This window comes from Rouxiella aceris (assembly GCF_012933545.1).
Lineage (GTDB): Bacteria > Pseudomonadota > Gammaproteobacteria > Enterobacterales > Enterobacteriaceae > Rouxiella > Rouxiella aceris.
Map to the genome: position 1 here is coordinate 174,711 of NZ_JAADJU010000006.1, position 24,508 is coordinate 199,218.

The 24,508-nt window shown below is 52.6% G+C and carries 23 protein-coding genes; 12 read left to right on the forward strand and 11 right to left on the reverse strand.

The window, feature by feature from the left end; genetic code table 11:
• The first annotated feature begins 62 nt into the window (after positions 1 to 62).
• The 6 genes from murC to lpxC all read left to right on the forward strand — a co-directional run bounded on the left by murC (position 63) and on the right by lpxC (position 6,851).
• Positions 63 to 1,538, forward strand: a complete 1,476-nt coding sequence (gene murC, locus GW590_RS12930) for a UDP-N-acetylmuramate--L-alanine ligase (protein ID WP_169403462.1) — start codon at positions 63 to 65, stop codon at positions 1,536 to 1,538.
• Entirely contained in the window at positions 1,531 to 2,469 is a 939-nt protein-coding gene (locus tag GW590_RS12935; protein ID WP_169403463.1) for a D-alanine--D-alanine ligase, read from the forward strand. Before murC ends, GW590_RS12935 begins: the two co-directional genes overlap by 8 nt.
• Before the next feature lies 1 nt (position 2,470).
• Positions 2,471 to 3,331, forward strand: a complete 861-nt coding sequence (ftsQ, locus tag GW590_RS12940; RefSeq protein ID WP_169403464.1) for a cell division protein FtsQ — start codon at positions 2,471 to 2,473, stop codon at positions 3,329 to 3,331.
• Positions 3,328 to 4,584 (forward strand): cell division protein FtsA, encoded by a 1,257-nt coding sequence (ftsA, locus tag GW590_RS12945; RefSeq protein WP_169403465.1) that lies wholly within the window; start codon positions 3,328 to 3,330, stop codon positions 4,582 to 4,584. Before ftsQ ends, ftsA begins: the two co-directional genes overlap by 4 nt.
• A gap of 84 nt (positions 4,585 to 4,668) precedes the next feature.
• Positions 4,669 to 5,823, forward strand: a complete 1,155-nt coding sequence (gene ftsZ / locus GW590_RS12950) for a cell division protein FtsZ (RefSeq protein ID WP_169403466.1) — start codon at positions 4,669 to 4,671, stop codon at positions 5,821 to 5,823.
• Between the two features lie 110 nt (positions 5,824 to 5,933).
• A complete protein-coding gene (gene lpxC / locus GW590_RS12955) occupies positions 5,934 to 6,851 on the forward strand; it encodes a UDP-3-O-acyl-N-acetylglucosamine deacetylase (protein ID WP_169403467.1) in 918 nt (305 codons plus the stop codon).
• A gap of 12 nt (positions 6,852 to 6,863) precedes the next feature.
• Here the strand turns inward: lpxC and GW590_RS12960 are convergent, their stop codons facing one another.
• Positions 6,864 to 7,388 (reverse strand): DUF721 domain-containing protein, encoded by a 525-nt coding sequence (locus GW590_RS12960; protein WP_169403609.1) that lies wholly within the window; start codon positions 7,386 to 7,388, stop codon positions 6,864 to 6,866.
• Positions 7,389 to 7,416: 28 nt separating this feature from the next.
• On the opposite strand from GW590_RS12960, the gene secM reads away from it, so the two are divergent.
• The 3 genes from secM to mutT all read left to right on the forward strand — a co-directional run bounded on the left by secM (position 7,417) and on the right by mutT (position 11,288).
• Positions 7,417 to 7,944, forward strand: coding sequence for a secA translation cis-regulator SecM (gene secM, locus GW590_RS12965; protein WP_169403468.1), 528 nt, complete (start codon positions 7,417 to 7,419; stop codon positions 7,942 to 7,944).
• Positions 7,945 to 8,071: 127 nt separating this feature from the next.
• Entirely contained in the window at positions 8,072 to 10,783 is a 2,712-nt protein-coding gene (gene secA, locus GW590_RS12970; protein WP_169403469.1) for a preprotein translocase subunit SecA, read from the forward strand.
• Positions 10,784 to 10,892: 109 nt separating this feature from the next.
• Positions 10,893 to 11,288, forward strand: coding sequence for an 8-oxo-dGTP diphosphatase MutT (gene mutT, locus GW590_RS12975; protein WP_169403610.1), 396 nt, complete (start codon positions 10,893 to 10,895; stop codon positions 11,286 to 11,288).
• A 150-nt stretch (positions 11,289 to 11,438) separates the two neighbouring features.
• On the opposite strand, the gene yacG is transcribed toward mutT, so the two are convergent.
• The 3 genes from yacG to coaE are packed head-to-tail and all read right to left on the reverse strand — an operon-like array spanning position 11,439 to position 13,023.
• Positions 11,439 to 11,639, reverse strand: a complete 201-nt coding sequence (gene yacG, locus GW590_RS12980) for a DNA gyrase inhibitor YacG (RefSeq protein WP_169403470.1) — start codon at positions 11,637 to 11,639, stop codon at positions 11,439 to 11,441.
• A 9-nt stretch (positions 11,640 to 11,648) separates the two neighbouring features.
• The gene (zapD, locus tag GW590_RS12985) at positions 11,649 to 12,401 is read right to left on the reverse strand and encodes a cell division protein ZapD (protein WP_169403471.1); all 753 of its coding nucleotides are present in this window, start codon (positions 12,399 to 12,401) and stop codon (positions 11,649 to 11,651) included.
• On the reverse strand, positions 12,394 to 13,023 hold the full coding sequence (gene coaE, locus GW590_RS12990) for a dephospho-CoA kinase (protein ID WP_169403472.1): 630 nt from the start codon (positions 13,021 to 13,023) through the stop codon (positions 12,394 to 12,396). Before coaE ends, zapD begins: the two co-directional genes overlap by 8 nt.
• A gap of 231 nt (positions 13,024 to 13,254) precedes the next feature.
• Between coaE and GW590_RS12995 the strand changes: the two genes are divergently transcribed.
• Positions 13,255 to 14,295, forward strand: coding sequence for a GMP reductase (locus GW590_RS12995; RefSeq protein WP_169403473.1), 1,041 nt, complete (start codon positions 13,255 to 13,257; stop codon positions 14,293 to 14,295).
• 183 nt (positions 14,296 to 14,478) lie between these two features.
• On the opposite strand, the gene hofC is transcribed toward GW590_RS12995, so the two are convergent.
• From hofC to nadC, 4 genes are all read right to left on the reverse strand, one after another.
• Positions 14,479 to 15,684 carry a protein transport protein HofC gene (hofC, locus tag GW590_RS13000; RefSeq protein WP_169403474.1) on the reverse strand — a complete coding sequence of 402 codons (1,206 nt, stop codon included), beginning with the start codon at positions 15,682 to 15,684 and terminating at the stop codon, positions 14,479 to 14,481.
• Positions 15,671 to 17,173 (reverse strand): type II secretion system protein GspE, encoded by a 1,503-nt coding sequence (gspE, locus tag GW590_RS13005; RefSeq protein WP_169403475.1) that lies wholly within the window; start codon positions 17,171 to 17,173, stop codon positions 15,671 to 15,673. The genes hofC and gspE overlap by 14 nt, the downstream gene beginning before the upstream one ends.
• Positions 17,170 to 17,670, reverse strand: a complete 501-nt coding sequence (gene ppdD / locus GW590_RS13010) for a prepilin peptidase-dependent pilin (RefSeq protein ID WP_169403476.1) — start codon at positions 17,668 to 17,670, stop codon at positions 17,170 to 17,172. The genes gspE and ppdD overlap by 4 nt, the downstream gene beginning before the upstream one ends.
• 201 nt (positions 17,671 to 17,871) lie before the next feature.
• Positions 17,872 to 18,765, reverse strand: a complete 894-nt coding sequence (gene nadC / locus GW590_RS13015) for a carboxylating nicotinate-nucleotide diphosphorylase (protein ID WP_169403477.1) — start codon at positions 18,763 to 18,765, stop codon at positions 17,872 to 17,874.
• 206 nt (positions 18,766 to 18,971) lie between these two features.
• Between nadC and ampD the strand changes: the two genes are divergently transcribed.
• Together ampD and ampE are read left to right on the forward strand one after the other, a co-directional pair.
• Positions 18,972 to 19,553: a 1,6-anhydro-N-acetylmuramyl-L-alanine amidase AmpD gene (gene ampD / locus GW590_RS13020; protein WP_169403478.1), complete on the forward strand. Its 582-nt coding sequence runs from the start codon at positions 18,972 to 18,974 to the stop codon at positions 19,551 to 19,553.
• The gene (gene ampE / locus GW590_RS13025; protein ID WP_169403479.1) at positions 19,550 to 20,404 is read left to right on the forward strand and encodes a beta-lactamase regulator AmpE; all 855 of its coding nucleotides are present in this window, start codon (positions 19,550 to 19,552) and stop codon (positions 20,402 to 20,404) included. Before ampD ends, ampE begins: the two co-directional genes overlap by 4 nt.
• On the opposite strand, the gene GW590_RS13030 is transcribed toward ampE, so the two are convergent.
• From GW590_RS13030 to GW590_RS13040, 3 genes are all read right to left on the reverse strand, one after another.
• Entirely contained in the window at positions 20,401 to 21,357 is a 957-nt protein-coding gene (locus tag GW590_RS13030; RefSeq protein WP_169403480.1) for a glycoside hydrolase family 43 protein, read from the reverse strand. The genes ampE and GW590_RS13030 overlap by 4 nt on opposite strands.
• On the reverse strand, positions 21,350 to 22,783 hold the full coding sequence (locus GW590_RS13035) for a glycoside-pentoside-hexuronide (GPH):cation symporter (RefSeq protein WP_169403481.1): 1,434 nt from the start codon (positions 22,781 to 22,783) through the stop codon (positions 21,350 to 21,352). Before GW590_RS13035 ends, GW590_RS13030 begins: the two co-directional genes overlap by 8 nt.
• 195 nt (positions 22,784 to 22,978) lie before the next feature.
• Positions 22,979 to 24,355, reverse strand: coding sequence for an amino acid permease (locus tag GW590_RS13040; RefSeq protein ID WP_169403482.1), 1,377 nt, complete (start codon positions 24,353 to 24,355; stop codon positions 22,979 to 22,981).
• Positions 24,356 to 24,508: the final 153 nt, after the last annotated feature.

Sequence of the window (24,508 nt, forward strand, 5' to 3'; positions counted from 1 at the left end):
GGCGGGTGCGCGAGCAAGCGGCATCGGCGCGTAGATAATCAATGAATATAGTGAAGAGAAACGTGAATACACAACAATTGGCGAAACTGCGTACCTTCGTGCCCGAGATGCACCGCGTCCGGCACATACACTTTGTTGGCATTGGTGGTGCCGGCATGGGTGGTATCGCCGAAGTGTTGGCCAATGAAGGCTATCAGATCAGCGGTTCCGACCTGGCTCCGAATGCGGTAACGCAACAGCTGACCGAACTTGGCGCGCAGATTTACTTTAATCATCGCCCCGAGAATGTGCTCGATGCCAGCGTGGTGGTGGTTTCAACGGCGATTTCAGCGGATAACCCGGAGCTGATCGCCGCAAGAGAAGCGCGTATTCCGGTGATCCGCCGTGCCGAAATGCTGGCCGAGCTGATGCGTTTTCGTCACGGTATTGCCGTGGCAGGTACGCACGGTAAAACCACCACGACGGCGATGGTCACCAGTATTTATGCGGAAGCCGGTCTGGATCCGACCTTTGTTAACGGCGGCCTGGTTAAAGCGGCTGGCACCCATGCCCGTTTAGGCTCCAGTCGTTTCCTGATTGCCGAAGCCGACGAAAGTGACGCCTCATTCCTGCATTTGCAGCCGATGGTGGCGATTGTCACCAATATCGAAGAGGATCATATGGACACCTATCATGGTGACTTTGAGATCCTGAAACAGACATTTATCAATTTCTTGCACAACCTGCCGTTCTACGGTCGCGCCGTGATGTGTATTGATGATCCGGTGATCCGCGAGCTGTTACCGCGCGTCGGACGTCATGTGACCACTTACGGCTTTAGCGAAGATGCCGATGTCTTTATCGAAGACTATCGCCAGATTGGCGCGCAGGGGCACTTTACCGTGCGTCGCGAAGACAAAACGCCAATCGAAGTGATGCTTAATGCCCCGGGCCGTCATAACGCGCTTAATGCGGCAGCGGCTATTGCCGTGGCGACCGACGAAGATATCAGTGACGATGCCATTTTGACCGCGCTGGCTGGTTTCCAGGGCACCGGACGTCGTTTCGATTTCCTCGGCGAGTTCCCGCTGCAAAACGTCAATGGCAAAGCCGGCACCGCGATGCTGGTGGACGATTATGGTCACCATCCAACCGAAGTGGATGCCACCATCAAAGCGGCCCGCGCCGGCTGGCAGGACAAGCGTTTGGTGATGGTATTCCAGCCACACCGCTATACCCGTACCCGTGACCTGTACGACGATTTTGCCAATGTATTATCGCAGGTCGACCTGCTGGTGATGCTCGACGTCTATCCGGCGGGAGAAACGGCCATTCCAGGGGCGGACAGCCGCTCGTTGTGTCGCACCATTCGTGCGCGCGGCAAGCTGGATCCGATCCTGATTTCTGATATTGATGCGGTGCCGGAAATTCTGGCACCGATCCTCGAAGCCAATGATCTGATCCTGGTCCAGGGTGCAGGCAATATTGGCAAGGTGGCCCGCAAGCTGGCTGAGCAGAAGTTGCAACCGGTGAAAAAGGGAGAGGAAAACCATGTCTAAACAAGCTATCGGGGCGGAGAAAGTCGCCGTGCTGCTGGGCGGAACCTCTGCCGAGCGTGAAGTGTCTTTGCAGTCGGGTGCCGCAGTGCTCGCCGGGCTGCGTGAGTCTGGTATCGATGCCCATGGGATAGATACCCGCTCATTTGCTGTCACTCGCCTGAAAGAAGAAGGCTATAGCAAAGTTTTTATCGCCCTGCATGGTCGCGGTGGCGAAGACGGCACCCTGCAAGGGGTACTCGAGCATCTCGGTCTGCCTTATACCGGCAGCGGCGTGATGGCCTCGGCGCTGACCATGGACAAGTTCCGCAGCAAGCTGGTGTGGCAAGCGCTGGGACTGCCGGTAGCGCCCTTTGTTGCGCTTAACCGCAAGCAGCTTGCCGAAGCAGGGCAGGGCGCTTTGGCGCAGAAGATCGCCGCGCTGGGCTTGCCGTTAATCGTCAAACCCAGTCGTGAAGGTTCCAGCGTTGGCATGAGCAAGGTGACATCACAGCAAGAGCTGCTGCCTGCGCTGGAAGAAGCATTCCGCCACGATGACGATTTGCTGATTGAAAGCTGGTTAAGCGGGGCAGAGTACACCGTCGCTATCGTTGGCGATCGCGTGATGCCCTCTATCCGCATTCAGCCAGCGGGTATTTTTTACGATTATCAGGCGAAATATCTCTCTGACGAGACCCAGTACTTTTGTCCGAGCGGTCTCGACGCAGAGCAGGAGCAGCAGTTGTCCGATCTGGCGTTACAGGCTTACCGGGCTCTCGATTGCAGCGGTTGGGGACGTGTTGACGTGATGCAAGACAGCGCCGGCAACTTCAATTTGCTTGAGGTGAATACCTCACCGGGCATGACCAGCCACAGTTTGGTGCCAATGGCCGCCAAACAGGCGGGACTCAGTTTCCCACAACTGGTTGCCCGCATTCTGGAGCTGGCGGACTGATATGTCTCAAGCTGCCCTGAATGCACGAGAGCGAGAGACGATAGAGAGCAATGGCCGCCGCAGTAATGGCGGTCAGTTGGCAGGCATGCTGTTTCTGCTGATGGTGTTGGCAACTATTGGCTGGAGTGCCTGGGCGGTACTGAGTTGGATGGACGATGCCCGGCGATTGCCGCTGTCTGAACTGGTGGTGACCGGAGACCGGCATTACACCACCAATGACGATATTCGTCAGGCCATATTGTCGCTGGGTGCGCCTGGTACCTTTATGACGCAGGACGTTAACGTTATTCAGCAGCAGATCGAACGTCTGCCCTGGATAAAACAGGTAAGCGTGCGCAAGCAGTGGCCGAACGAGTTGAAAATACATCTGGTTGAGTATGTGCCGGTCGCACACTGGAATGACCTGCATATGATGGATGCCGATGGCAAGCCGTTTAGTATCCCGGCAGAGCGCGTCGCCAAACAGAAGATGCCGTTGCTTTATGGTCCGGAAGGCAGTGAGCAGGATGTATTACAAGGTTATCAGGCGATGAGCCAACAGCTGGCCTACGGGAAGTTTACGGTCAAGTCGGTATCGATGACCGCGCGTCACTCCTGGCAGTTAACGCTCGATGATGACACGCGCATTGATTTGGGCAGAGACGATCGTACCGGGCGTTTGCAGCGCTTTATCGAATTGCATCCGCGACTGCAGCAGCAGGCGGATGCCGATAAAAGACGTATCAGTTATGTAGATTTACGTTATGAAACCAGTGCGGCGGTCGGTTGGACCCCAGCGTTTATCGACCCAAATAGCAGTGATGGACAGAAAGTCGGTCAGCAAAACAGTAATCAGAATCAGGCACAGGCTAAACAACAATGATCAAGTCGACGGACAGAAAACTGGTAGTAGGGCTGGAGATCGGCACAGCAAAAGTCGCTGCGTTGGTAGGGGAAGTTCTGCCCGATGGCATGGTCAATATTATCGGTGTGGGAAGTTGTCCTTCGCGGGGCATGGACAAGGGCGGCGTCAACGATCTTGAATCAGTAGTGAAATGCGTGCAGCGCGCTATTGATCAGGCAGAATTGATGGCTGACTGCCAAATTTCCTCTGTTTACCTCGCATTGTCTGGTAAACATATCAGTTGTCAGAATGAAATAGGGATGGTTCCTATTTCCGAGGAAGAAGTAACTCAGGAAGATGTAGAGAACGTGGTACATACCGCCAAATCGGTACGTGTCCGCGATGAGCATCGGGTGTTACACGTTATTCCTCAGGAATATGCCATCGATTATCAGGAAGGCATCAAGAATCCGGTCGGGCTGTCCGGCGTGCGTATGCAGGCCAAAGTGCACCTGATCACTTGCCACAATGATATGGCAAAAAACATCGTCAAGGCGGTAGAACGCTGTGGCCTCAAAGTTGACCAGCTGATTTTTGCCGGTCTGGCCTCAAGTTATGCCGTATTGACCGAAGATGAGCGCGAACTGGGCGTTTGTGTGGTAGATATCGGCGGCGGTACAATGGATATAGCCGTTTATACCGGTGGCGCGCTGCGTCATACTAAAGTTATCCCTTATGCGGGTAATGTGGTCACCAGTGATATCGCCTATGCGTTCGGCACGCCGCCTACCGATGCGGAAGCCATCAAGGTCCGCCATGGTTGCGCCTTGGGATCCATTGTTGGCAAAGACGAAAATGTCGAAGTGCCAAGCGTAGGGGGTCGACCGCCGCGCAGCCTGCAGCGTCAGACGCTGGCAGAAGTAATAGAACCACGTTACACCGAATTGCTGAATCTGGTGAACGACGAGATTCTGCAGTTGCAGGAACAGCTGCGCCAACAGGGTGTTAAACACCATCTGGCCGCCGGTATCGTCCTGACCGGCGGTGCAGCACAAATTGATGGTCTGGCAGCTTGTGCACAGCGGGTATTTCATACCCAGGTGCGGATTGGTCAACCGTTGAACATTACCGGGCTGACAGATTATGCGCAGGAACCTTACTACTCAACCGCTGTAGGGCTGCTGCACTATGGTAAAGAGTCCCACCTCAATGGTGAGGCTGATGTGGAAAAACGCGCCTCAGTGGGCAATTGGTTCAAGAAAATCAATAGCTGGCTGAGAAAAGAGTTTTAATGTTTCAACAACGGGATCATGCTGTAGGTCATCCCTAAAGTATTTGATGTTCCCGAAGCGACAGGCACAAAACGGAGAGAAACTATGTTTGAACCTATGGAACTAACCAATGACGCGGTGATTAAAGTCATCGGCGTCGGCGGTGGCGGTGGCAACGCCGTCGAACATATGGTGCGCGAGCGCATCGAAGGTGTTGAATTCTTTGCCGTGAATACCGATGCCCAGGCATTGCGTAAAACGGCGGTAGGCCAGACAATCCAGATTGGTAGCGGTATTACCAAAGGTCTGGGTGCGGGTGCAAACCCTGAAGTAGGACGCAATTCTGCTGAAGAAGACCGTGAAGCCCTACGCGTTGCGCTTGAAGGTGCCGATATGGTGTTTATCGCAGCAGGAATGGGTGGCGGTACCGGTACCGGTGCAGCACCTGTAGTCGCTGAAGTTGCCAAAGATTTAGGTATCCTGACCGTTGCCGTTGTGACCAAGCCTTTCAATTTTGAAGGCAAAAAGCGTATGGCATTCGCGGAGCAGGGTATCGCCGAGTTGTCCAAACACGTAGATTCACTGATCACTATCCCGAACGACAAGCTGCTTAAAGTTCTGGGTCGCGGTATCTCTCTGCTTGACGCCTTTGGTGCGGCTAACGACGTACTGAAAGGCGCTGTTCAGGGTATTGCCGAACTGATCACCCGTCCTGGCCTGATGAACGTCGACTTTGCCGACGTGCGCACCGTGATGTCCGAAATGGGCTACGCGATGATGGGTTCTGGCGTGGCTTCAGGCGAAGATCGTGCCGAAGAAGCCGCAGAAATGGCGATTTCCAGCCCACTGCTGGAAGATATCGACCTTTCTGGCGCGCGTGGTGTGCTGGTTAACATCACCGCTGGCTTTGACCTGCGTCTGGACGAGTTCGAAACCGTGGGTAACACTATCCGTGCTTTCGCCTCTGATAACGCCACCGTGGTTATCGGGACTTCCCTTGACCCGGAAATGAACGACGAACTGCGTGTCACCGTGGTTGCCACCGGTATTGGCATGGACAAACGTCCTGAAATCACCCTGGTGACCAATAAAGCTGCCAGCCAACCCGTAATGGATCACCGTTACCAGCAGCATGGCATGTCGCCATTGCCGCAGGAAAGCAAGCCGGCTGCCAAAGTGGTTAACGATCCCAACACGCAATCAAACAAAGAGCCTGACTATCTCGATATCCCGGCCTTCCTGCGTAAACAGGCAGACTGATTTAGCGAATCGTCCGAATTTTGGGTTCTCCGCTCTTTGTGCTAAACTGTCCCACCGATCTTAGGTTATCCTTAGGTCGGTAGGATGGATAACATTGCGAGATAAAAACGATGATCAAACAACGTACATTAAAACGTATCGTTCAGGCGACGGGTGTCGGTTTACATACCGGTAAAAAAGTCACCTTGACCTTGCGACCTGCACCGGCCAATACCGGGGTCATCTATCGTCGCACTGACTTGAATCCACCGGTTGATTTCCCGGCAGATGCAAAATCCGTGCGTGATACCATGCTCTGTACTTGCCTGGTCAATGAGCATGACGTGCGAATTTCTACGGTTGAACACCTTAATGCCGCGCTGGCAGGTCTGGGCATCGATAACATCGTTATCGAAGTCGATGCGCCTGAAGTGCCCATTATGGACGGCAGTGCTGCGCCTTTCATCTATCTGTTGATGGATGCAGGCATTGAAGAACTGAATTGCGCCAAGAAATTCCTGCGCATCAAACAGACGGTCCGCGTTGAAGACGGCGATAAATGGGCTGAATTGCGACCTTACAACGGTTTCAATTTAGACTTTACCATTGACTTTAACCATCCGGCGATTGATGCAGGTTCTCAGCGTTTCAATTTGGAATTCTCAGCCGAGTCTTTTGTTCGCCAGCTTAGCCGAGCCCGAACTTTCGGATTTATGCGTGATATCGAGTATCTGCAGTCACGCGGATTGTGCCTGGGTGGCAGCTTTGATTGCGCCATTGTTGTAGATGACTACCGAGTGCTTAACGAAGATGGTCTGCGTTTTGAAGACGAATTCGTTCGCCACAAAATGCTTGATGCTATCGGTGACCTGTTTATGTGTGGTCACAATATTATTGGTGCCATGACCGCCTATAAATCGGGTCACGCATTGAATAACAAGTTATTGCAAGCGGTATTGGCTAAGCAGGAAGCCTGGGAATATGTCACCTTCCAGGATGAAGCTGAAGTGCCTCTGGCATTTAAAGCCCCGTCTACAGTATTAGCTTAATCGGTACTGATATTACTTATTACGACTGGTTGTTTTGGCACCCTCTCCGGCCATCTCAGCCAGTCGTTCTAATGCCTTTCTGAGTTTCTCCGGGCTACGGCTCGCCAGCAATCGCAATTCATCCGCACTTTGTTTGCTTATCTGCCTGACCGGCGGTAGCGGACCCTTTGATCCGCCTGTTTTTTCATTATCCTGTGACAAGTTTTCCGTTTTCACCATCAGTGATGGATTAATCCTGATGTCGATTGAAGACAATGATGGTAATATTTGCGCTCGAAGTGCAGAGAGCAGCGCCGGTTGTTCATAGCGTAAGCGCATCATCCAACTGGCATTTGCAATCTCGAGCACCAAAACACCCTGGCGATAATTCCCAACCCGGCACCATGGCTGCATGGGGGGGGGTAACAGACCTTTAACCGCGCGATTAAGCTTGAGTAATGCGGCCGCGCGTTGTTGAACTACCCGCAGCGGGCTTTGCCCGGCGGCTGTAGCGTCATCGAACAGGATATCTAATAATTGTGGGCGGCTGTTACGCATTGACGGGCTCCGGCGGATTGTAAAACTTGTGATTGGCATTCTAAATCGTTGGCGACAATTTGGCAGAAGGTATTTTTGGCCGCATCTCCTTTTGGGGATGGTCGCGGCTGGCCTTGGCGTGTCAACAAGCCTTTCACAAACTGAGCTGGCAAGTGTATCTAATACTTCCTCAAGTCTAAACCGTTTAAATATCGGTCCTCGCGGGCTGACCAACCTTGTCTGGCTGCAGGCCCATCGCCGCGCCTCGGTAAGTGTTGACTACTGGCAGCAGCATGCCCTGCGCACGGTGATCCGTCACCTCTCTTTTGCACTGGCACCCCAGGTTACCACCAATAACGTTATCGCCGATACGCTGTCAGCCGAGGCCGAACCTCTGCATGTGCAGCGTCTTGCGCTGCTGGTAACGTTAAACTCACTGCTTACCCATGAAGCAAAACCGCCGGTTATTATCCGTAATACCCGACAACTGATATTGACCGCTTACGATAATCATCAGCCTGGACTGTGGTTAGCGCAAGTACAGGGTATCCGCGCCGGACCTTCCTCTCTCGCTTGATCGTCATTTCTGATTTGGTGGTGGCCGTTAATCATGGCATAAGCTTTTTTGCCTTGGCTGCACCAAAATATAGTATCAACAAAAAATTGTGGCCGCGTTGCGTGGCCTCCAAGAGATATTAAGAATCATGTTAAGCAAATTATTGACCAAAGTTTTTGGTAGCCGTAACGATCGTACCCTGCGCCGTATGCGCAAAGTGGTGGAACAAGTTAACCAGCTGGAACCCCAGATTCAGGCGCTTTCCGACGATGAACTGAAAGCCAAAACCGAAGAGTTCCGCGCACGTCTGGCCAAAGGTGAAGCGCTGGAAAGCCTGATCCCGGAAGCTTTTGCCGTAGTCCGTGAGTCAAGCCAACGTGTGTTTGGTATGCGTCACTTTGATGTGCAGCTGCTGGGCGGTATGGTTCTGAACGAACGCTGCATCGCAGAAATGCGTACCGGTGAAGGTAAAACCCTGACCGCGACGCTGCCGGCCTACCTCAATGCGCTGTCCGGTAAGGGCGTGCACGTGGTGACCGTCAATGACTACCTGGCCCAGCGTGACGCCGAAAATAACCGTCCGCTGTTTGAATTCCTTGGTTTGAGCGTAGGGATCAACCTGCCCAATATGCCAGCGCCGGCAAAACGTGCGGCCTATGCAGCAGATATCACTTACGGTACCAATAACGAATACGGCTTTGACTACCTGCGTGACAATATGGCGTTCAGCATCGAAGAACGCGTACAGCGTAACCTGCACTACGCGCTGGTGGATGAGGTTGACTCCATCCTGATCGATGAAGCCCGTACGCCGCTGATTATTTCCGGTCCGGCTGAAGACAGCTCCGAGATGTATATTCGCGTTGATAAGCTGATCCCGAAACTGATCCGTCAGGAAAAAGAAGACTCAGAAACTTTCCAGGGCGAAGGTCACTTCTCGGTTGATGAGAAAGCGCGTCAGGTACACCTGACTGAACGCGGTCTGATCCTGATCGAAGAGATGCTGGTTGACGCGAAAATTATGGATGAAGGTGAGTCGCTGTATTCACCGGCCAACATTATGCTGATGCACCACGTCACCGCGGCGCTGCGTGCCCATGTCCTCTTCACCCGCGACGTTGATTACATCGTAAAAGATGGCGAAGTGATCATCGTTGATGAGCATACCGGTCGTACCATGCAGGGTCGTCGCTGGTCAGACGGTTTGCATCAGGCGGTAGAAGCCAAAGAACATGTTGATATTCAAAACGAAAACCAGACGCTGGCCTCCATTACCTTCCAGAACTACTTCCGTTTGTACGAAAAACTGGCGGGGATGACCGGTACCGCAGATACCGAAGCCTTTGAATTCAGCACCATCTACAAACTCGACACTATTGTGGTGCCAACCAACCGTCCAATGCTGCGTAAAGATTTACCGGATCTGGTCTATATGACCGAAATGGAAAAAATTGGCGCCATCATTGAAGATATCAAAGAGCGCAGCGCCAACGGCCAGCCAATTCTGGTGGGTACCGCATCGATTGAAAAATCGGAAGTGGTCTCTAACGAACTGACCAAAGCCGGTATTGCCCACAGCGTACTGAACGCCAAGTTCCACGCCAAAGAAGCGGAAATCGTCGCCCAGGCGGGTCAGCCAAGCCGCGTGACCATTGCAACCAACATGGCCGGTCGCGGTACCGATATCGTGTTGGGCGGCAGCTGGCAGGCAGAGATCGAAAACCTCGGTGAAGAAGTGACCGAAGAACAGATCGCCAGCATTAAAGCTGCGTGGAATGTGCGTCACGAAGCCGTGCTGGCGTCAGGCGGTCTGCATATTATTGGTACCGAACGTCATGAATCGCGTCGTATCGATAACCAGCTGCGTGGCCGTGCCGGTCGCCAGGGTGATGCCGGTTCATCGCGCTTCTACCTGTCAATGGAAGATCCATTGATGCGTATTTTTGCGTCAGACCGTGTATCAGGCATGATGCGTAAACTGGGTATGAAACCGGGCGAGGCCATTGAGCATCCTTGGGTAACCAAAGCCATTGCCAACGCCCAGCGTAAAGTCGAAAGCCGTAACTACGATATTCGTAAGCAACTGCTGGAATATGATGATGTGGCCAACGATCAGCGTCGCGCTATTTACAGCCAGCGTAACGAATTGCTGGATGTTACCGATGTCAGCGAAACCATTGCCAGCATTCGCGAAGACGTATTCAAGAGCACCATCGACAGCTGCATTCCGCCACAGTCTCTGGAAGAAATGTGGGATATCGAGGGTCTGGAACAGCGTCTGAAAAACGACTTCGAGCTGGAAATGCCAATCAAAGAGTGGTTGGATAAAGAGCCAGAGCTGCATGAAGAAACGCTGCGCGAACGTATTCTGCAAATGGCAAAAGACTCTTACGCCCGTAAAGAAGAAGTGGTCGGCGTTGAAATGATGCGCAACTTCGAAAAAGGCGTGATGCTGCAAACGCTGGACTCACTGTGGAAAGAACATCTGGCGGCAATGGACTATCTGCGTCAAGGGATCCATCTGCGCGGTTACGCACAGAAAGATCCTAAGCAAGAATACAAGCGTGAATCCTTTGCCATGTTTGCTTCTATGCTTGAATCACTGAAATATGAAGTGGTTAGCGTATTGAGCAAAGTGCAGGTGCGCATGCCGGAAGAAGTTGAAGCAATGGAAGAACAGCGTCGCGAAGAAGCTGAGCGTCTGGCGCAGCAGCAACGACTGAGCCATGTCTCTTCATTGGAAGAGCAACTGGCACCGTCTGCCGGCGCAGTGGCCGATCGCAAAGTCGGGCGCAACGATCCTTGCCCATGCGGTTCGGGTAAAAAATACAAGCAGTGCCATGGACGACTGCAAAGCTGATCCGCTGGTAGCGGATCAGTTATAGCGTGATATAACCCATTGAGGGGAAAAATGGGTTATAGCAAGGGCGGTGGATCACCGCCCTTATTTTGAGGTGAATATTGTGTCTCTGAACCAACGGCATATTTCGGTCGGTATTATTCGTAACAGCCAACGCGAAATATTTATTACCCAGCGTGATGCGTCGTCGCATATGGCCGGCTTTTGGGAATTTCCGGGAGGAAAGATCGAGGCGGGTGAAACGGCGGTAGATGCATTAATTCGTGAACTACAGGAAGAGGTGGGCATTGAAGCCGACGAGCCTGAGCTGATCCGCACGCTACAGCATCATTTTCCCGATCGCGTTATCCATCTGCATTTCTTTTTAGTGCAGAGCTGGGCAGGCGAGCCTTACGGTAAAGAAGGGCAGCCCAAGCGTTGGGTTGCACAGACTGAATTAAAAGAAGACGATTTCCCGCCGGCAAATGCCGAAATTGTCGCCGCCCTGAAACTGGGGCAGATCTAGCGTTTCAGGTGAAATAGTAAGGGCCTTGCGGCCCTTGAGTTTGATGACAAAGTGGTTTTGAAGATCGAGATACCCGGGCATAGCGCCCCAACGGTGTACTCTCCCTAAAAATGAGCTTTGTCAGCAGTCTGAGGGCCTTGCGGCCCCGTTTTATTTGATATCGTCTTCGCTCCAGGCGTCGAGTTCGTTGATATCGCCTTTGCTGGGGATGCGTTTCTCTTCATCGGCCCATTCCCCCAGGTCAATCAACTGGCAGCGCTTGCAGCAGAAAGGACGATACGGACTGCTTTCACCCCAAATCACTGATTTTCCACAGGTGGGGCAATTTACTCTGGTGATATTGTCTTCCATATTCCGCTCCTAGCAGCAGGCAAGTTCAAAATTCAATCTGGCCGGAACCTGACCTTTCTCACTATCCAAAGGTAAGAAGCGGATAGCATAACGGGTTTTATGACCAGATATCTGCGGATAAAGCTGATTATCCAGACTGATACGTAACCTGAGCAAGTCGGCACCTTCGGCATTATCCTGAAAGAACCCATTAAGGCTGGTCTGATTACGGAAAGTCCCTGACTGGCGAATAAGATCCAGAATGCTGGTCAGTGCGTGGTGCAGTGGCATCAGCGTCTCCAGCCAGGCCTGTACGTCACGGTCACGCTGCGCTTGTGGCAGATGCAGCCAGATATGCAACGTTGGCAAATCAAAGCTACAGCAGCCGCCGGGGATACCCAGACGCTGCTTGACCAGACTGACCAGCCGATCCTCTCTCAGTGCCTGACCGGTGCGCGGTGCGCTCATCAGTAAGGTCACTGTGTGTTTCAGATCGGCACGCACGTCTTGAATTCGCGACATATCCACACCAGGAACGTCGGTCCACAGCAACAACTTCTGCTGCTGGCGCTCCAGTTCTTTCATCAGTTCTGTTTTGACTTCGCCACGCTCCAACACATCGAGCAGGTCGGACGCCGCGCGGAAAAAATTCAGCGCTGAAGAGATCGAACTGATTTCGCTATTCGCGTGTAACTGTTGTAAAAGAAATTCTATACGCAGCCAGCTGCGCATTTTTTCGTTTAAAGGATGTTCAAAGAGAACGGTAGAAACCACATCACTCATTCTTGTCAATATCCTGTCGGGTCGCTGAAGCCGATAATTGCAGATAACGGCTATGTAATGAAGCAACACGCGGCTCGATCGTCTCGGGACCACCGTTGTTATCAATAATATCATCGGCGCAGGCTAGCCTTTGTTGGCGAGAAACCTGTGCGGCGATGATATTTTCCGCTTGCTGACGGCTGACGCCATCACGACTGATCGTCCTTGAAAGCTGTACGTCTTCGCTAACATCAACCACAAGTACCCGATTCGCCCGGGCTTGTAATCCATTTTCAATCAATAAAGGAACGACCCAAAGCACATATGGCGTTGAGGCAGTCTGCATCAAACGTTGTGTTTCAGCCTGTATTAACGGATGGAGAAGCTGGTTAACCCACTGTTTCTCTGTGGTATTGCTAAAAATGATCTCACGTAAATGCCGACGACTCAATGAACCGTCATTCTCAATTATTTGTTTACCAAATCTTTCAACCAGCGCCGCCAGGGCCGGAGTTCCAGGTTCGACAACTTGTCGAGCAATAATATCAGCATCGATAAGGGGTACGCCAAGACGACCAAAGGCGTTAGCGACGGTACTCTTGCCGCTGCCTATTCCTCCGGTGAGGGCAACAATATAACTCATGCTTTTGCTCTGAAATAATCGATAGGTAAATGATAAAGAGATCGTCAATAAGTGCAAGCCAAGTACGTCGCGCTTTTTATCCTAAAGTTAAATTTTAAACTGTGAAGCGCCACGCAAAACCACCTCTTGCTGTTGGGCTATTCCTGCGTATGATAAAACCACTGGAAATGGTGCCAACTGTTCCGCTTGCTGATTGCCTCAGCAGGCTTCTAGCCCAAACCAGGACATATCATGCGTATTGAAGAAGATATAAAGTTAGGTTTCAAAGACGTCCTTATTCGTCCCAAACGTTCTACCCTCAAAAGCCGTTCAGAAGTTGAACTCGAACGCACCCTCACCTTTAAGCACTCAGGCCAATGCTGGTCGGGTACTCCTGTTATTGCCGCCAATATGGATACTGTCGGTACTTTCCGTATGGCTGAAGCTTTGGCGTCATTTGATTTACTTACCGCAGTGCATAAGCACTACACCGTGGAACAGTGGCAGATTTTCGTGACCAACAGTTCTGAGTCGGTCTTGCGCCATGTAATGGTTTCCACCGGGACGTCCGAAGCGGATTTTACCAAGACCCTGAAAATTCTTGCCCTCTCGCCACTATTGAAATTCGTCTGTCTCGACGTGGCGAACGGCTATTCCGAACACTTTGTTTCCTTCCTGCAGCGGGTGCGTGAAGCCTGCCCGGATAAAACCATTTGTGCCGGCAATGTGGTGACCGGTGAAATGGTCGAAGAACTGATCCTGTCAGGGGCCGATATCGTGAAAGTGGGTATCGGACCGGGTTCGGTATGCACCACTCGCGTCAAGACCGGTGTCGGCTATCCACAGCTTTCCGCAGTGATTGAATGCGCCGATGCGGCGCACGGTCTGGGCGGTCAGATTGTCAGTGATGGCGGCTGTGCCGTGCCTGGTGACGTCGCCAAAGCCTTTGGCGGCGGGGCTGACTTTGTGATGCTGGGCGGTATGCTGGCAGCCCATGAAGAGTGCGAAGGAACCATTGTGGAAGAGAACGGCGACAAATTTATGCTGTTCTACGGTATGAGTTCAGAATCGGCCATGAAGCGCCATGTTGGCGGTGTCGCTGACTACCGTGCGGCTGAAGGTAAAACCGTTAAACTGCCGTTGCGTGGGCCGGTTGAACATACGGTACGCGATATACTTGGCGGCCTGCGTTCAGCTTGTACCTACGTTGGTGCCGAACGACTGAAAGAGTTGACTAAACGCACCACCTTTATTCGCGTAGCCGAGCAGGAAAACCGCTTATTTGGCAATTAACCGCTGACGAGATACCCGGGTGATCTTTTATTGTCGGCTTTTTAAAAGCTCATTTTTAGGCAGTGCGCCCCTGGGTGCATTATGCCCGTGTATCTCGATCGTGAAGGCGGCTGGTTATCAAGCACAGAGATCACATCCAGTGGATATCTGGTGGTGAAAATGGGGAGGGCGTCATATCTCCCCTTAATTCATTGCAGCACCCAGATTAAAAATGGGTAGATACATGGCGATCACCAGACCGCCGACGATAACCCCCATAAACAGCATCATTAAGGGTTCGATTTTTTGCGCCAGGCTCTCGGCCAGCTCATGGGCTTGTTCAGAATGCCATTGCGCCAGCTTTTGCAGCAGACTATCCAGTGACCCCGATTCTTCGCCAATACGCACCAGTTGTTGGCATAACGAGGAGAACAGCGGCGACTCATCCAGGGCCTTATGTAATGGCCGCCCCTCGGCAAGACGTAGCGCCAACTGACCAACGGCACGTTTATAGGGCAAATGGCTCATGGCGGCCTCTGCGGCCTGCAGACCGGCACTGAGGGTCATTCCGGCATGCTGGGTCAGCACCAGGGTTTGAAACAGCTGGCACAGGCACCCATAGCGGATCAGCTTGTTAATAATCGGCAGTTTTAACTGGCACTGTTGCTCTCGCCAGCGCCATTTCTCCTGCGGATGCCAATAGTGAATATAGGCTGCGCAGCCACCGGCAGTTAGCAGCATACCGACGATGCCATAGCTCACTACCCATTGCGAAGCGGCGATTAACAGTTGCGTAAACCAGGGGAGCTCAGCGTCAAACGAGGCATAGATTTTGGCGAACTCAGGTAACACCAGCGTCAGCATCAGCAGCGTAATCAGCAAAGCCAGGGTCATAACAATCAGCGGGTAGCGCAGCGCCTTTTTCACCCGTTTTTGCAGCGATTGCACCTGTTCTTGCTGCATGGCCAGCTGTAGACAGCAGTTTTCCAACTGCCCGGTCAGTTCACCAATGGCAATCACCTGCGGGTAGATGGCAGGAAAAACCTGCTGATATTGCAACATCACACCAGACAGCGGTTGCCCCTCGTTGACCTGCTTGACCATATCACCCAACACGCAGCGCCAGGCGGGCAGCGAATGATCGCTGGCCAGCAGTTTCAGGCTGGGCAACAGCGGTAAGCCAGTTTTCAGCAAGGTGGCCAGTTGTCTGATAAACGCGATGCGTTCTCTGTTTTTCCACTGGCCGCTGCGCAGCTTATGTATCTTTTTAATAGTAACTGGTTGCAGGCCCGATTGTATTAGCTCCGTGAGCAACTCTTGCGGCTGTGAACACAGGCTTTCACCGTATTGCAGCGAGCCGGGTGGGTCTACCGCCTGCCAGCGATAAAGCGTCAGGTTATCTTTGCTCACTTTGCTCTCCTTCGCCCAGTACGCGATAAAGTTCAGCCAGTGAGGTAATACCTTCTTCAACTAAACGCATGCCCGCCTGCAACAGCGTTTGCTGGTTTTGCATACTCGCTATATTGCGCAATGCCACCGAGTCGGCATGGGAAACCAGCGCTTGCTGGAGCTGAGGGTTATTTTCCAGCAGTTCGTAGATCCCCACCCGGCCGTAGTAGCCGGAAAAACAGTGCTTACAGCCTTGCGCCTGCCATGTCGCTACCGGCTGCGTATCGGCATCGGATTGTGCGGGTAAAAGCTGCGGGGCGCGGGTTTTACAGTGTGGGCAAAGTTTTCTTACCAGACGTTGGGCTATCACCAGCCGAAGGCTGGCGGCAATCTGATAGCCCTCGACGCCCATCTGCGCCAGCCGGGTCAGGGTTTCGGTTGTTGAGTTGGTATGTAGCGTGGATAACACCAAATGGCCGGTTTGCGAGGCTTTAATCGCAATTTCTGCCGTTTCGGCATCACGAATTTCGCCAATCATGATCACATCCGGATCCTGTCGTAACAGTGCGCGCAGTACCCGGGCAAAACTCAGTGCGGTTTTGGCATTGATCTGTGTTTGATTGATCCCGGTTACCGGTATTTCCACCAGATCTTCCACGCTGCAAATATTGCGCCCGACGGTATTGAGATGACGCAGGCCACTGTAGAGGGTCAGAGTCTTACCGCTGCCGGTGGGACCAGTGACCAGAATCAGGCCTTGCGGTTTGTTTAGCGCCTGCAGGTAGCAGCGTTGTTCCTCTTCGGAAAGTCCCAGTTGCGGCATTGATAGCTGTTGCCGGCCGGTGTCGAGGATGCGCAAAACAATCTTTTCGCCGTATAGCACCGGCAGGGAGGAGATGCGCATTGAGTAGCGTTGATTGTCACAGGTGACCGACATTTGGCCGTCCTGCGGCAAACGATGCTCGGCAACATTCAGTTGTCCGATAATTTTCAGGCGAGCAATTACGCTGGCGGACCAGGAAAAACCTGGACCGGGGACTTCCTGCAACACACCGTCTACGCGCAAACGAACCCGTAGCTGATGTTCAAACGGCTCAAAATGGATATCGGAAGCTCGCCGCTGCAGGGCGAGCTTAAGAGTTTGATTAATAAACTGTACCCCGGGAATTTGGCTCACCTTATCCAGATCGCCATCCTGATTAGTCTGTGCCGGTGCGCTGTCAGCCTGCGCGGCGTGATCCACCAGGCTAAGCGCGCGTTCAATCTGCGTTTTGGGCCAGAACTCAATATTGATCTTTAATGCACAGGTAAAGCGCAGGGCATTAATCAGCGCCGTGGTATCGGTGCTCTGCTGATCGCAGGCAACGCGCAGGTTGCCGTTTTCGATACCGATAAATACCGCCCCAAAATGTTGGCACTGCTGCAAGATGGCGTCTCGCTCGGTGGTTAACTCGCTGGTGGGAGTGACCGCAGGTTCCACATTGGTGGTGTCAGAGGCGGTGGTATTCATGGCTGGGTCTCCGCATCCCTGAAGTGGAAGATCTGCTGGCAGGCCTCCACCAGGCTTTCGTTGCCAGCGTGGGTGCACTGTCTGCTCCAGTCGATACTGCCATCGGTGGTATTGATCGCTGGTGTCATCACCACGGTTAAGCCGTTAAGGGTTTGTTGTCCACTCAGGGTAATAACACCAGCATTGACCGTTACGCCGCTGACGTAGCGCGAGGTTTTACTTTGTGGAATGGTCGACACGCCGTTATTGCAGGGGGTGAGCTCGCCCTGATCGATACTGCAAAGTTCGGTGGCAGTTTTATAGGGCAGCATGGTTTGCAGCATATCGGTGAGCGCCGCTTTTTGCGTATACGCCTGGTAAGCGGGAATACCAATACCGCTAAGAATGCCGATAATGCCAATAACCACCATCAATTCGATCAGCGAAAAGCCTTGCTGCCGGTCTGGTTTGCTGCTGCGTGAGGGGGTCGGGATGGGCAAGATAGTCAGTAATTGCATAAGGTTCTCCGTTCCTTGAAGTTAGTGATGTCGTCATATAACCGGACCAAAGGTAGCGGGCCTGGATCTTTGGCGCTACAGGCAGATCATCACCATGGAAAATGTCGCGCAAAATGAAATGGCAGGGCGGGAGAGAAAGCAAAAGGGTGGAACAGGGATCGCAAAATCCCCCTGCGCTGCGGCAGGGGGAAGGGATAAAACTTATTTAAAGCGCATGGAGAGATCCAGCGCGCGCACGTGTTTGGTCAGTGCGCCAACGGAGATATAATCGACGCCGGTTTCGGCAAAGGCGCGCAGGCTGGTGTCGGTAACATTGCCGGAGACTTCAAGCTGCGCACGTCCGGCGGTCATTGCCACTCCTTCGCGCATCATCTCGACGGTAAAATTATCCAGCATAATGATATCGGCCCCGGCAGCCAGGGCTGACTCCAGCTCGGCGAGGGATTCCACTTCGACTTCAACCGGTACATCGGCGTGGATCCACAGGGCGCGCTCGACGGCGGCTTTAATCGAGCCGCAGGCAATAATATGGTTTTCTTTAATCAGAAAGGCATCTGCCAGCCCCAGGCGATGGTTGCTGCCGCCGCCGCACAGCACGGCATATTTCAGCGCCGTGCGCAGGCCTGGTATCGTTTTGCGGGTATCGAGCAAGCGGGTCTTGGTGCCTTCGAGCAGTTTGACGTAGTGGTTGACGGCGCTGGCGACGCCTGACAGCGTCTGCACAAAGTTTAATGCCGTTCTTTCGCCGGTTAGCAGCAGCCGCGCCGGACCGACGAGGTCAAAGAGGGGTTGATTCTCGACCAGCAGATCACCATCTTTCACCCGCCAGGTGATTTGCACCTGGTCTGCGCCCAGTTGCGCAAAAACTTCGTCGACCCAACCGCTACCGCAAAAAACACCGGCTTCACGGGTGATCACCGTGGCCGTTGCCTGTTTATCGGCGGGCAGAAGTTGGGCAGTCAAATCGCGATTGGCATCCACTTCTCCGCCGAGATCTTCGCGCAGAGCCTGAGCGACACTCAGGGGGATATCATTCTGGATACGGTCGAGTAATTCCGCGCGGCGACTTTCAATACTGTAGCTGCGAGTGGGCATAAAAACTCCGAAATGGCGGGTAGGATAGTCAAAAAAACATGCTACCCTGTTGTGGTGATAAGTACCATGCAAAGTGCGTATCCCGGTGATACCTGATGCCACTTTTCCATGGTCTGCGCTAGCGCAACCCGGTGAACTGGTTGAGTTAGTTGCCGATTATTATCGTGGTGCAACTTGAATTATCCCGGGTATCGACGAGGTTATCAATGCAGTTAAAACAAGGCTGGATCACTGAGGCTCGCCACGTTATTTCTCCTCATTGCGATCTTCGTCCTGAAGATGAAGTCCCCTCGTTATTGGTGATCCACAATATCAGTCTGCCGCCAGGCAAATTTGGTGGACCCTACATTGATCAATTATTTACCGGCACGCTTAACCCTGACGATCATCCTTTTTTTGCCCAGATCCAGGGCCTGCGCGTGGCGGCTCATTGTTTAATTCGCCGTGACGGCGAGATTGTGCAATATGTGCCTTTTGATCGACGCGCCTGGCATGCCGGTGTCTCCAGTTGGCAAGGGCGTGAGCGTTGCAATGACTTCTCTATCGGCATTGAACTGGAAGGCACCGATGACCTGCCCTTTACCGATGAGCAATATCAGCGTTTACTTGAAGTTACGGGTTTATTAATCCAGCACTATCCAATCGATTTGCAACATATCACCGGCCACAGTGATATTGCGCCAGGACGAAAAACCGATCCCGGCCCGCACTTTGACTGGTCGCGTTATCTTGCCGCCATTAGCGAGGACGCGCTGTCGGAAACACCAAAAGAGAGCCATAGTTCATGACGTTAATTACTTTGTTGCTGGTTTTGGCCTGGGAACGTTTATTTAAACTGGGCGAACATTGGCAGCTTGACCATCGTTTCGAGATTGTCTTCCGTCGCGGCCGTGCCGCTTCCCTGCCCAAGACGCTGGCTATTCTGGTGCTGTGGATGGCGGTGATCTGGGGCATTCTGCGCCTGGTGCATGGCGCATTTTTTGGCATTCCGTCACTGCTGCTGTGGGTGGTGATCTGCCTGTTGTGTATTGGTGCGGGTATCACGCGCAAACACTACCGTGCCTACCTGAAATCGGCTCGACAGGGAGATATGCATGCCTGCTCGGCCATGGCGGAAGAGTTGACGCTGATCCATGGCTTGCCGGTGGATTGCTCGGAAGGGATGCGCTTAAGAGAGCTGCAAAATGCGCTGATCTGGATAAATTTTCGTTTCTATCTGGCACCATTATTCTGGTTTGTGGTCTGCGGTCCTTACGGGCCGGTGGCTTTGGCGGGATATGCGGTGATGCGGGGGTATCAGACCTGGCTGGCGCGTCATGCTACGCCGCTTAAACGCAGTCAATCCAATGTCGATGATATTCTGCATCTTCTTGACTGGATCCCGGTACGCCTGGCTGGCGTGGCCTACGCCTTGATAGGCCACGGTGAAAAGGCATTACCAGCGTGGTTTGCTTCACTGGGTGATATCCACACCTCGCAATATCAGGTGCTGACACGTCTGGCACAATTCTCGCTGGCGCGCGATCCGCATCTTGATCAGGTGCAGACACCGCGCGCCGCCGTTACCATGGCGCGTAAAGTCACCATCATTATTTTGATTGTGGTTGCCCTGTTAACGATTTACGGCACCCTGGTTTAAGCATCATCTGCCGGAGGTTCTCCGAACACCGGCATCCCTTCCTTATCCCAGGTGAAGGTTTTCAGGCGCGTATGGCGATTAGGGTCATACAGCGGGTCGCCGTGGATCTCGGTATAATTGCGCGCATGGTAAACCAGAATGTCTTCACCATTTTCATTCTGCGTAAAGCTGCTGTGTCCCGGACCAAACTGCCGGTTATCGGCCTGAGTGGTAAATACCGGTGTCTGGGATTTATGCCACTGTGTCGGGTCGGTAATATCCGCGAAGAGATCGGCCCACAGCAGGCCGATACAGTAGTTTTCATCGGTTGCGCTGGCTGAGTAGGTAATAAAGAGTTTATCGTCGTGGCAGATAAATGCCGGCCCTTCATTAACCGAAAATCCTCGTGTTTCCCACTCCAGTTCTGGCTTGCTCAACATCACCGGGGCGGTTTTCAGCGTCCAGGGATTGCTCATTTCAGCCAGGTAAAGATTGGAATTTCCCTCAATAGCCGGATCTTTTTGCGCCCAGAGATAATAGCTTTTGCCGTCATGGCTGAAATGGGTGGCATCGAGAGAGAAGCTGTCTATCGGCGTTTTGACGCGCCCTTTTTCCTGCCATTTACCGCTCAGCGGATCGGCATCCGAGCATTCCAGCACAAACATACGGTGCTGGAATAACCCTTTGATAATTTTATCTGACGGGGCGGCGGCAAAGTAGATATACCAATTGCCGTTGATAAAATGCAGTTCAGGTGCCCAAATCAGTGCACTCATCGGTCCGCTGGCATGCTTGCGCCAGATAACGCGGGGTCTGGCCGTGGCCAGTCCCTCCAGCGTTGGCGAACGGCGGATTTCCAGACGGTCATATTCTGGTACTGAGGCGATAAAATAGTAGTGGCCGTCAGTATGCTGCCAGATATGCGGATCGGCGCGCTGGGTGATAAAAGGATTAGGGTAGTGGCTATTACTCATGCTTTGGTTCCTTGCTAACAAAGACCGGTGAGTTCATTTCACCCTGTGCTACTTCATGAATTTCATTAAGTTCTCGGTAGTTACGGCGACGGATTTCGAGATCGGTCTGGATCTGTTGCATCAGTTCGCGGTCAACTTTGAGTAACTTGATGACACCGGCGGTGATCAAATATCCAATGCCGGGGATCACGGTAAACAGTAGCAGGATACCGTTAAGTGCGTGAGGAGTCTGTGACGCTGCCCCTGCCTGGTAGCCATAAGCGGAAAGCAGAAAACCGACCATGGCACCGGCAACGGCCAGGCCACACTTCAAAAAGAACAGATTGCCGGAGAAACTGATACCTGTGCTGCGTTTGCCGGTTTTCCATTCGCCGTAGTCATCGACATCGGCCATCAGCGACCAGTGCAGCGGAGAAGGCAACTGGTGCAGGATATTGAGCACGAAGTAGGCCACCAGGATCAGCGGGGTCATATGCGGATCAAGGAAGTAGAAACCGCAGGAGAACAGGGTGAGAACAATATTGGTCCAGAAAAATACCTTCAGTTTGCAGAAACGGTCGGTCAGCGGTTTGGCCAGTGCGCTGCCGATCATCATGCCGATCACCCCCAGGCTGATAAACAGGCTGGCAAAGGTGTTGGATTTTTCCATGACCCAGGTCACGTAGTACATGGTGGCCGCCATGCGGATAAAACCGGGGCAGACGTTGCAGAAGGTCAGCAGCAGAATGCGCACCCATTGGTCATTTTTCCATACGTCTTTTAAATCACTTTTCAGCGCATGCTTGGTTGGCACTGCCGGCTGAATACGTTCTTTGACCGAGCTAAAACAGAACAGAAACATCACCAGGGCAATCACGGCCATCACCGCAATCGACATTTGATAGCCCTTGGCTTTGTTGGCCCCACCGAACCATTCCGCCATAGGCAGCAACGACGATGACAGGATCAGCGTGGCGATACCGACCATAAAAAAGCGATAGGACTGGCAGGAGACACGCTCTTTGGGATCGGCGGTGATCACCCCGCCTAATGAACAGTAGGGAATATTGATCGCGGTGTAGGTTAACGACATCAGGAAATAGGTGACGAAGGCGTAGATCACCTTATTGGAATAACTCCAGTCTGGTGTAGAAAACATCAGGATACTAAACAGCGCAAAAGGCACGGAAATCCATAGCAAATAAGGACGGAAGCGGCCCCAGCGGCTTTGCGTGCGGTCGGCAATTGCGCCCATAATCGGGTCGCTGACGGCATCCACGACGCGGATCGACAGCAGCATAATGCCCACCAGCGCCGGAGCCAGACCAAAAATATCGGTATAAAAGTAACTGAGAAACAGGGTGATGGTGCCCCAAATCATGTTGCAGCCCGCATCTCCCATGCCATATGCCACTTTTTCTTTAAAAGATAGTGCGCCTTGTCTCATGGATTTCCTCTCCAATAGGGGACTAACAGTAAGTGTTGGAAGTATTGACCCGGCAAATGAGATGGGGTCAGGAGATAAGGCGTGTAGAGATGGACAAATTGGTCAAGAAAATAAAAGTGTGAGCCAGTTTGCATTTAGTGATGGCATAAAAAAACCCGGCTGGGTGCCGGGTTTCAGGAGTATCACCAGGATATATTATTTACCGATCGCGTTGGCGACCTCGCCGTTCTTGCCTTTCAGCTTGTAGCCGATAGCCAGCAGGATCAGCCATACCGGGATCAAGATAACTGAAATCTGGATACCCGGCGTCATATACATAATCACCAGAATGCCACACAAAAACAGCAGGCAAATGTAGTTGCCCAGCGGATAAAGCAGGGCCTTGAACTTGGTGGTAACGCCTTCACGCTGTTTTGCCTGACGGAATTTCAAGTGGGCAAGGCTAATCATTGCCCAGTTAATCACCAATGCAGACACCACTAACGCCATCAACAGTTCAAAGGCTTTACCCGGCATCAGATAGTTGATCAGTACGCAAAGTGCTGTTGCCAGCGCAGAAATTCCAATAGCCACTACCGGGACACCGCGACGGTCAACCTTCAGCAGGGCTTTCGGGCCGTTGCCCTGTTTCGCCAGACCGAACAACATACGGCTATTGCAATAGACGCAGCTGTTGTACACCGACAGTGCAGCGGTCAACACCACCACGTTAAGCAGGGTCGCCACCAGATTGCTGTCCAGCGCGTGGAAGATCAACACAAACGGACTGCCGCCCTCAACCACTTTGCCCCACGGGTAAAGTGACAGCAGAATGGCCAGTGAGCCGATATAGAAAATCAGAATACGGTAGATAACCTGATTGGTGGCTTTCGGGATGCTTTTCTCCGGATCATCGGCTTCAGCGGCGGTAATGCCCACCAGCTCGAGGCCACCAAAGGAGAACATAATCACCGCCATCGCCATTACCAGACCGCGAATGCCGTTAGGGAAGAAGCCGCCCTGTGCCCACAGGTTGGTCACGGTTGCTTCCGGACCACCGTGGCCGCTGGCCAGCAGCCAGGCACCAAACACAATCATTCCGACAATGGCCACGACTTTAATGATCGAGAACCAGAACTCCATTTCCCCATAGACTTTTACATTGGTCAGGTTAATGGCGTTAATCAGCACAAAGAACACCAGCGCCGAGACCCAGGTCGGGATTTCAGGCCACCAGTATTGGACATAGATCCCCACCGCCGTCAGTTCAGCCATAGCCACCAGGACGTACAGCACCCAGTAGTTCCAGCCTGAAGCGAAGCCGGCGAAGTTGCCCCAATATTTGTACGCGAAGTGGCTAAAGGAGCCGGCAACAGGCTCTTCAACTACCATTTCACCTAATTGGCGCATGATCAAAAAAGCAATCAATCCACCAATGGCATAGCCGAGCAGAACGGAAGGTCCCGCCATTTTTATGGTTTGTGCAATGCCGAGGAAAAGCCCGGTACCAATTGCGCCACCTAAGGCAATTAACTGAATATGGCGGTTTTTTAAGCCGCGGTGCAGTTCATCGCCGTGCTGCTGATCATCCATTTCCCGATCCTCTGTCGTTGGGGAAAAAAGCTACAAATCTGCTAAAAACGCTTTCTGTAAGGCGAAAGTTACACATTTTGTATCTAATTATTTACGGCTGCAATGCAGAGAAAAATCAGCATGAACTACCGTTTGGCCAAGAATAGTGGTATG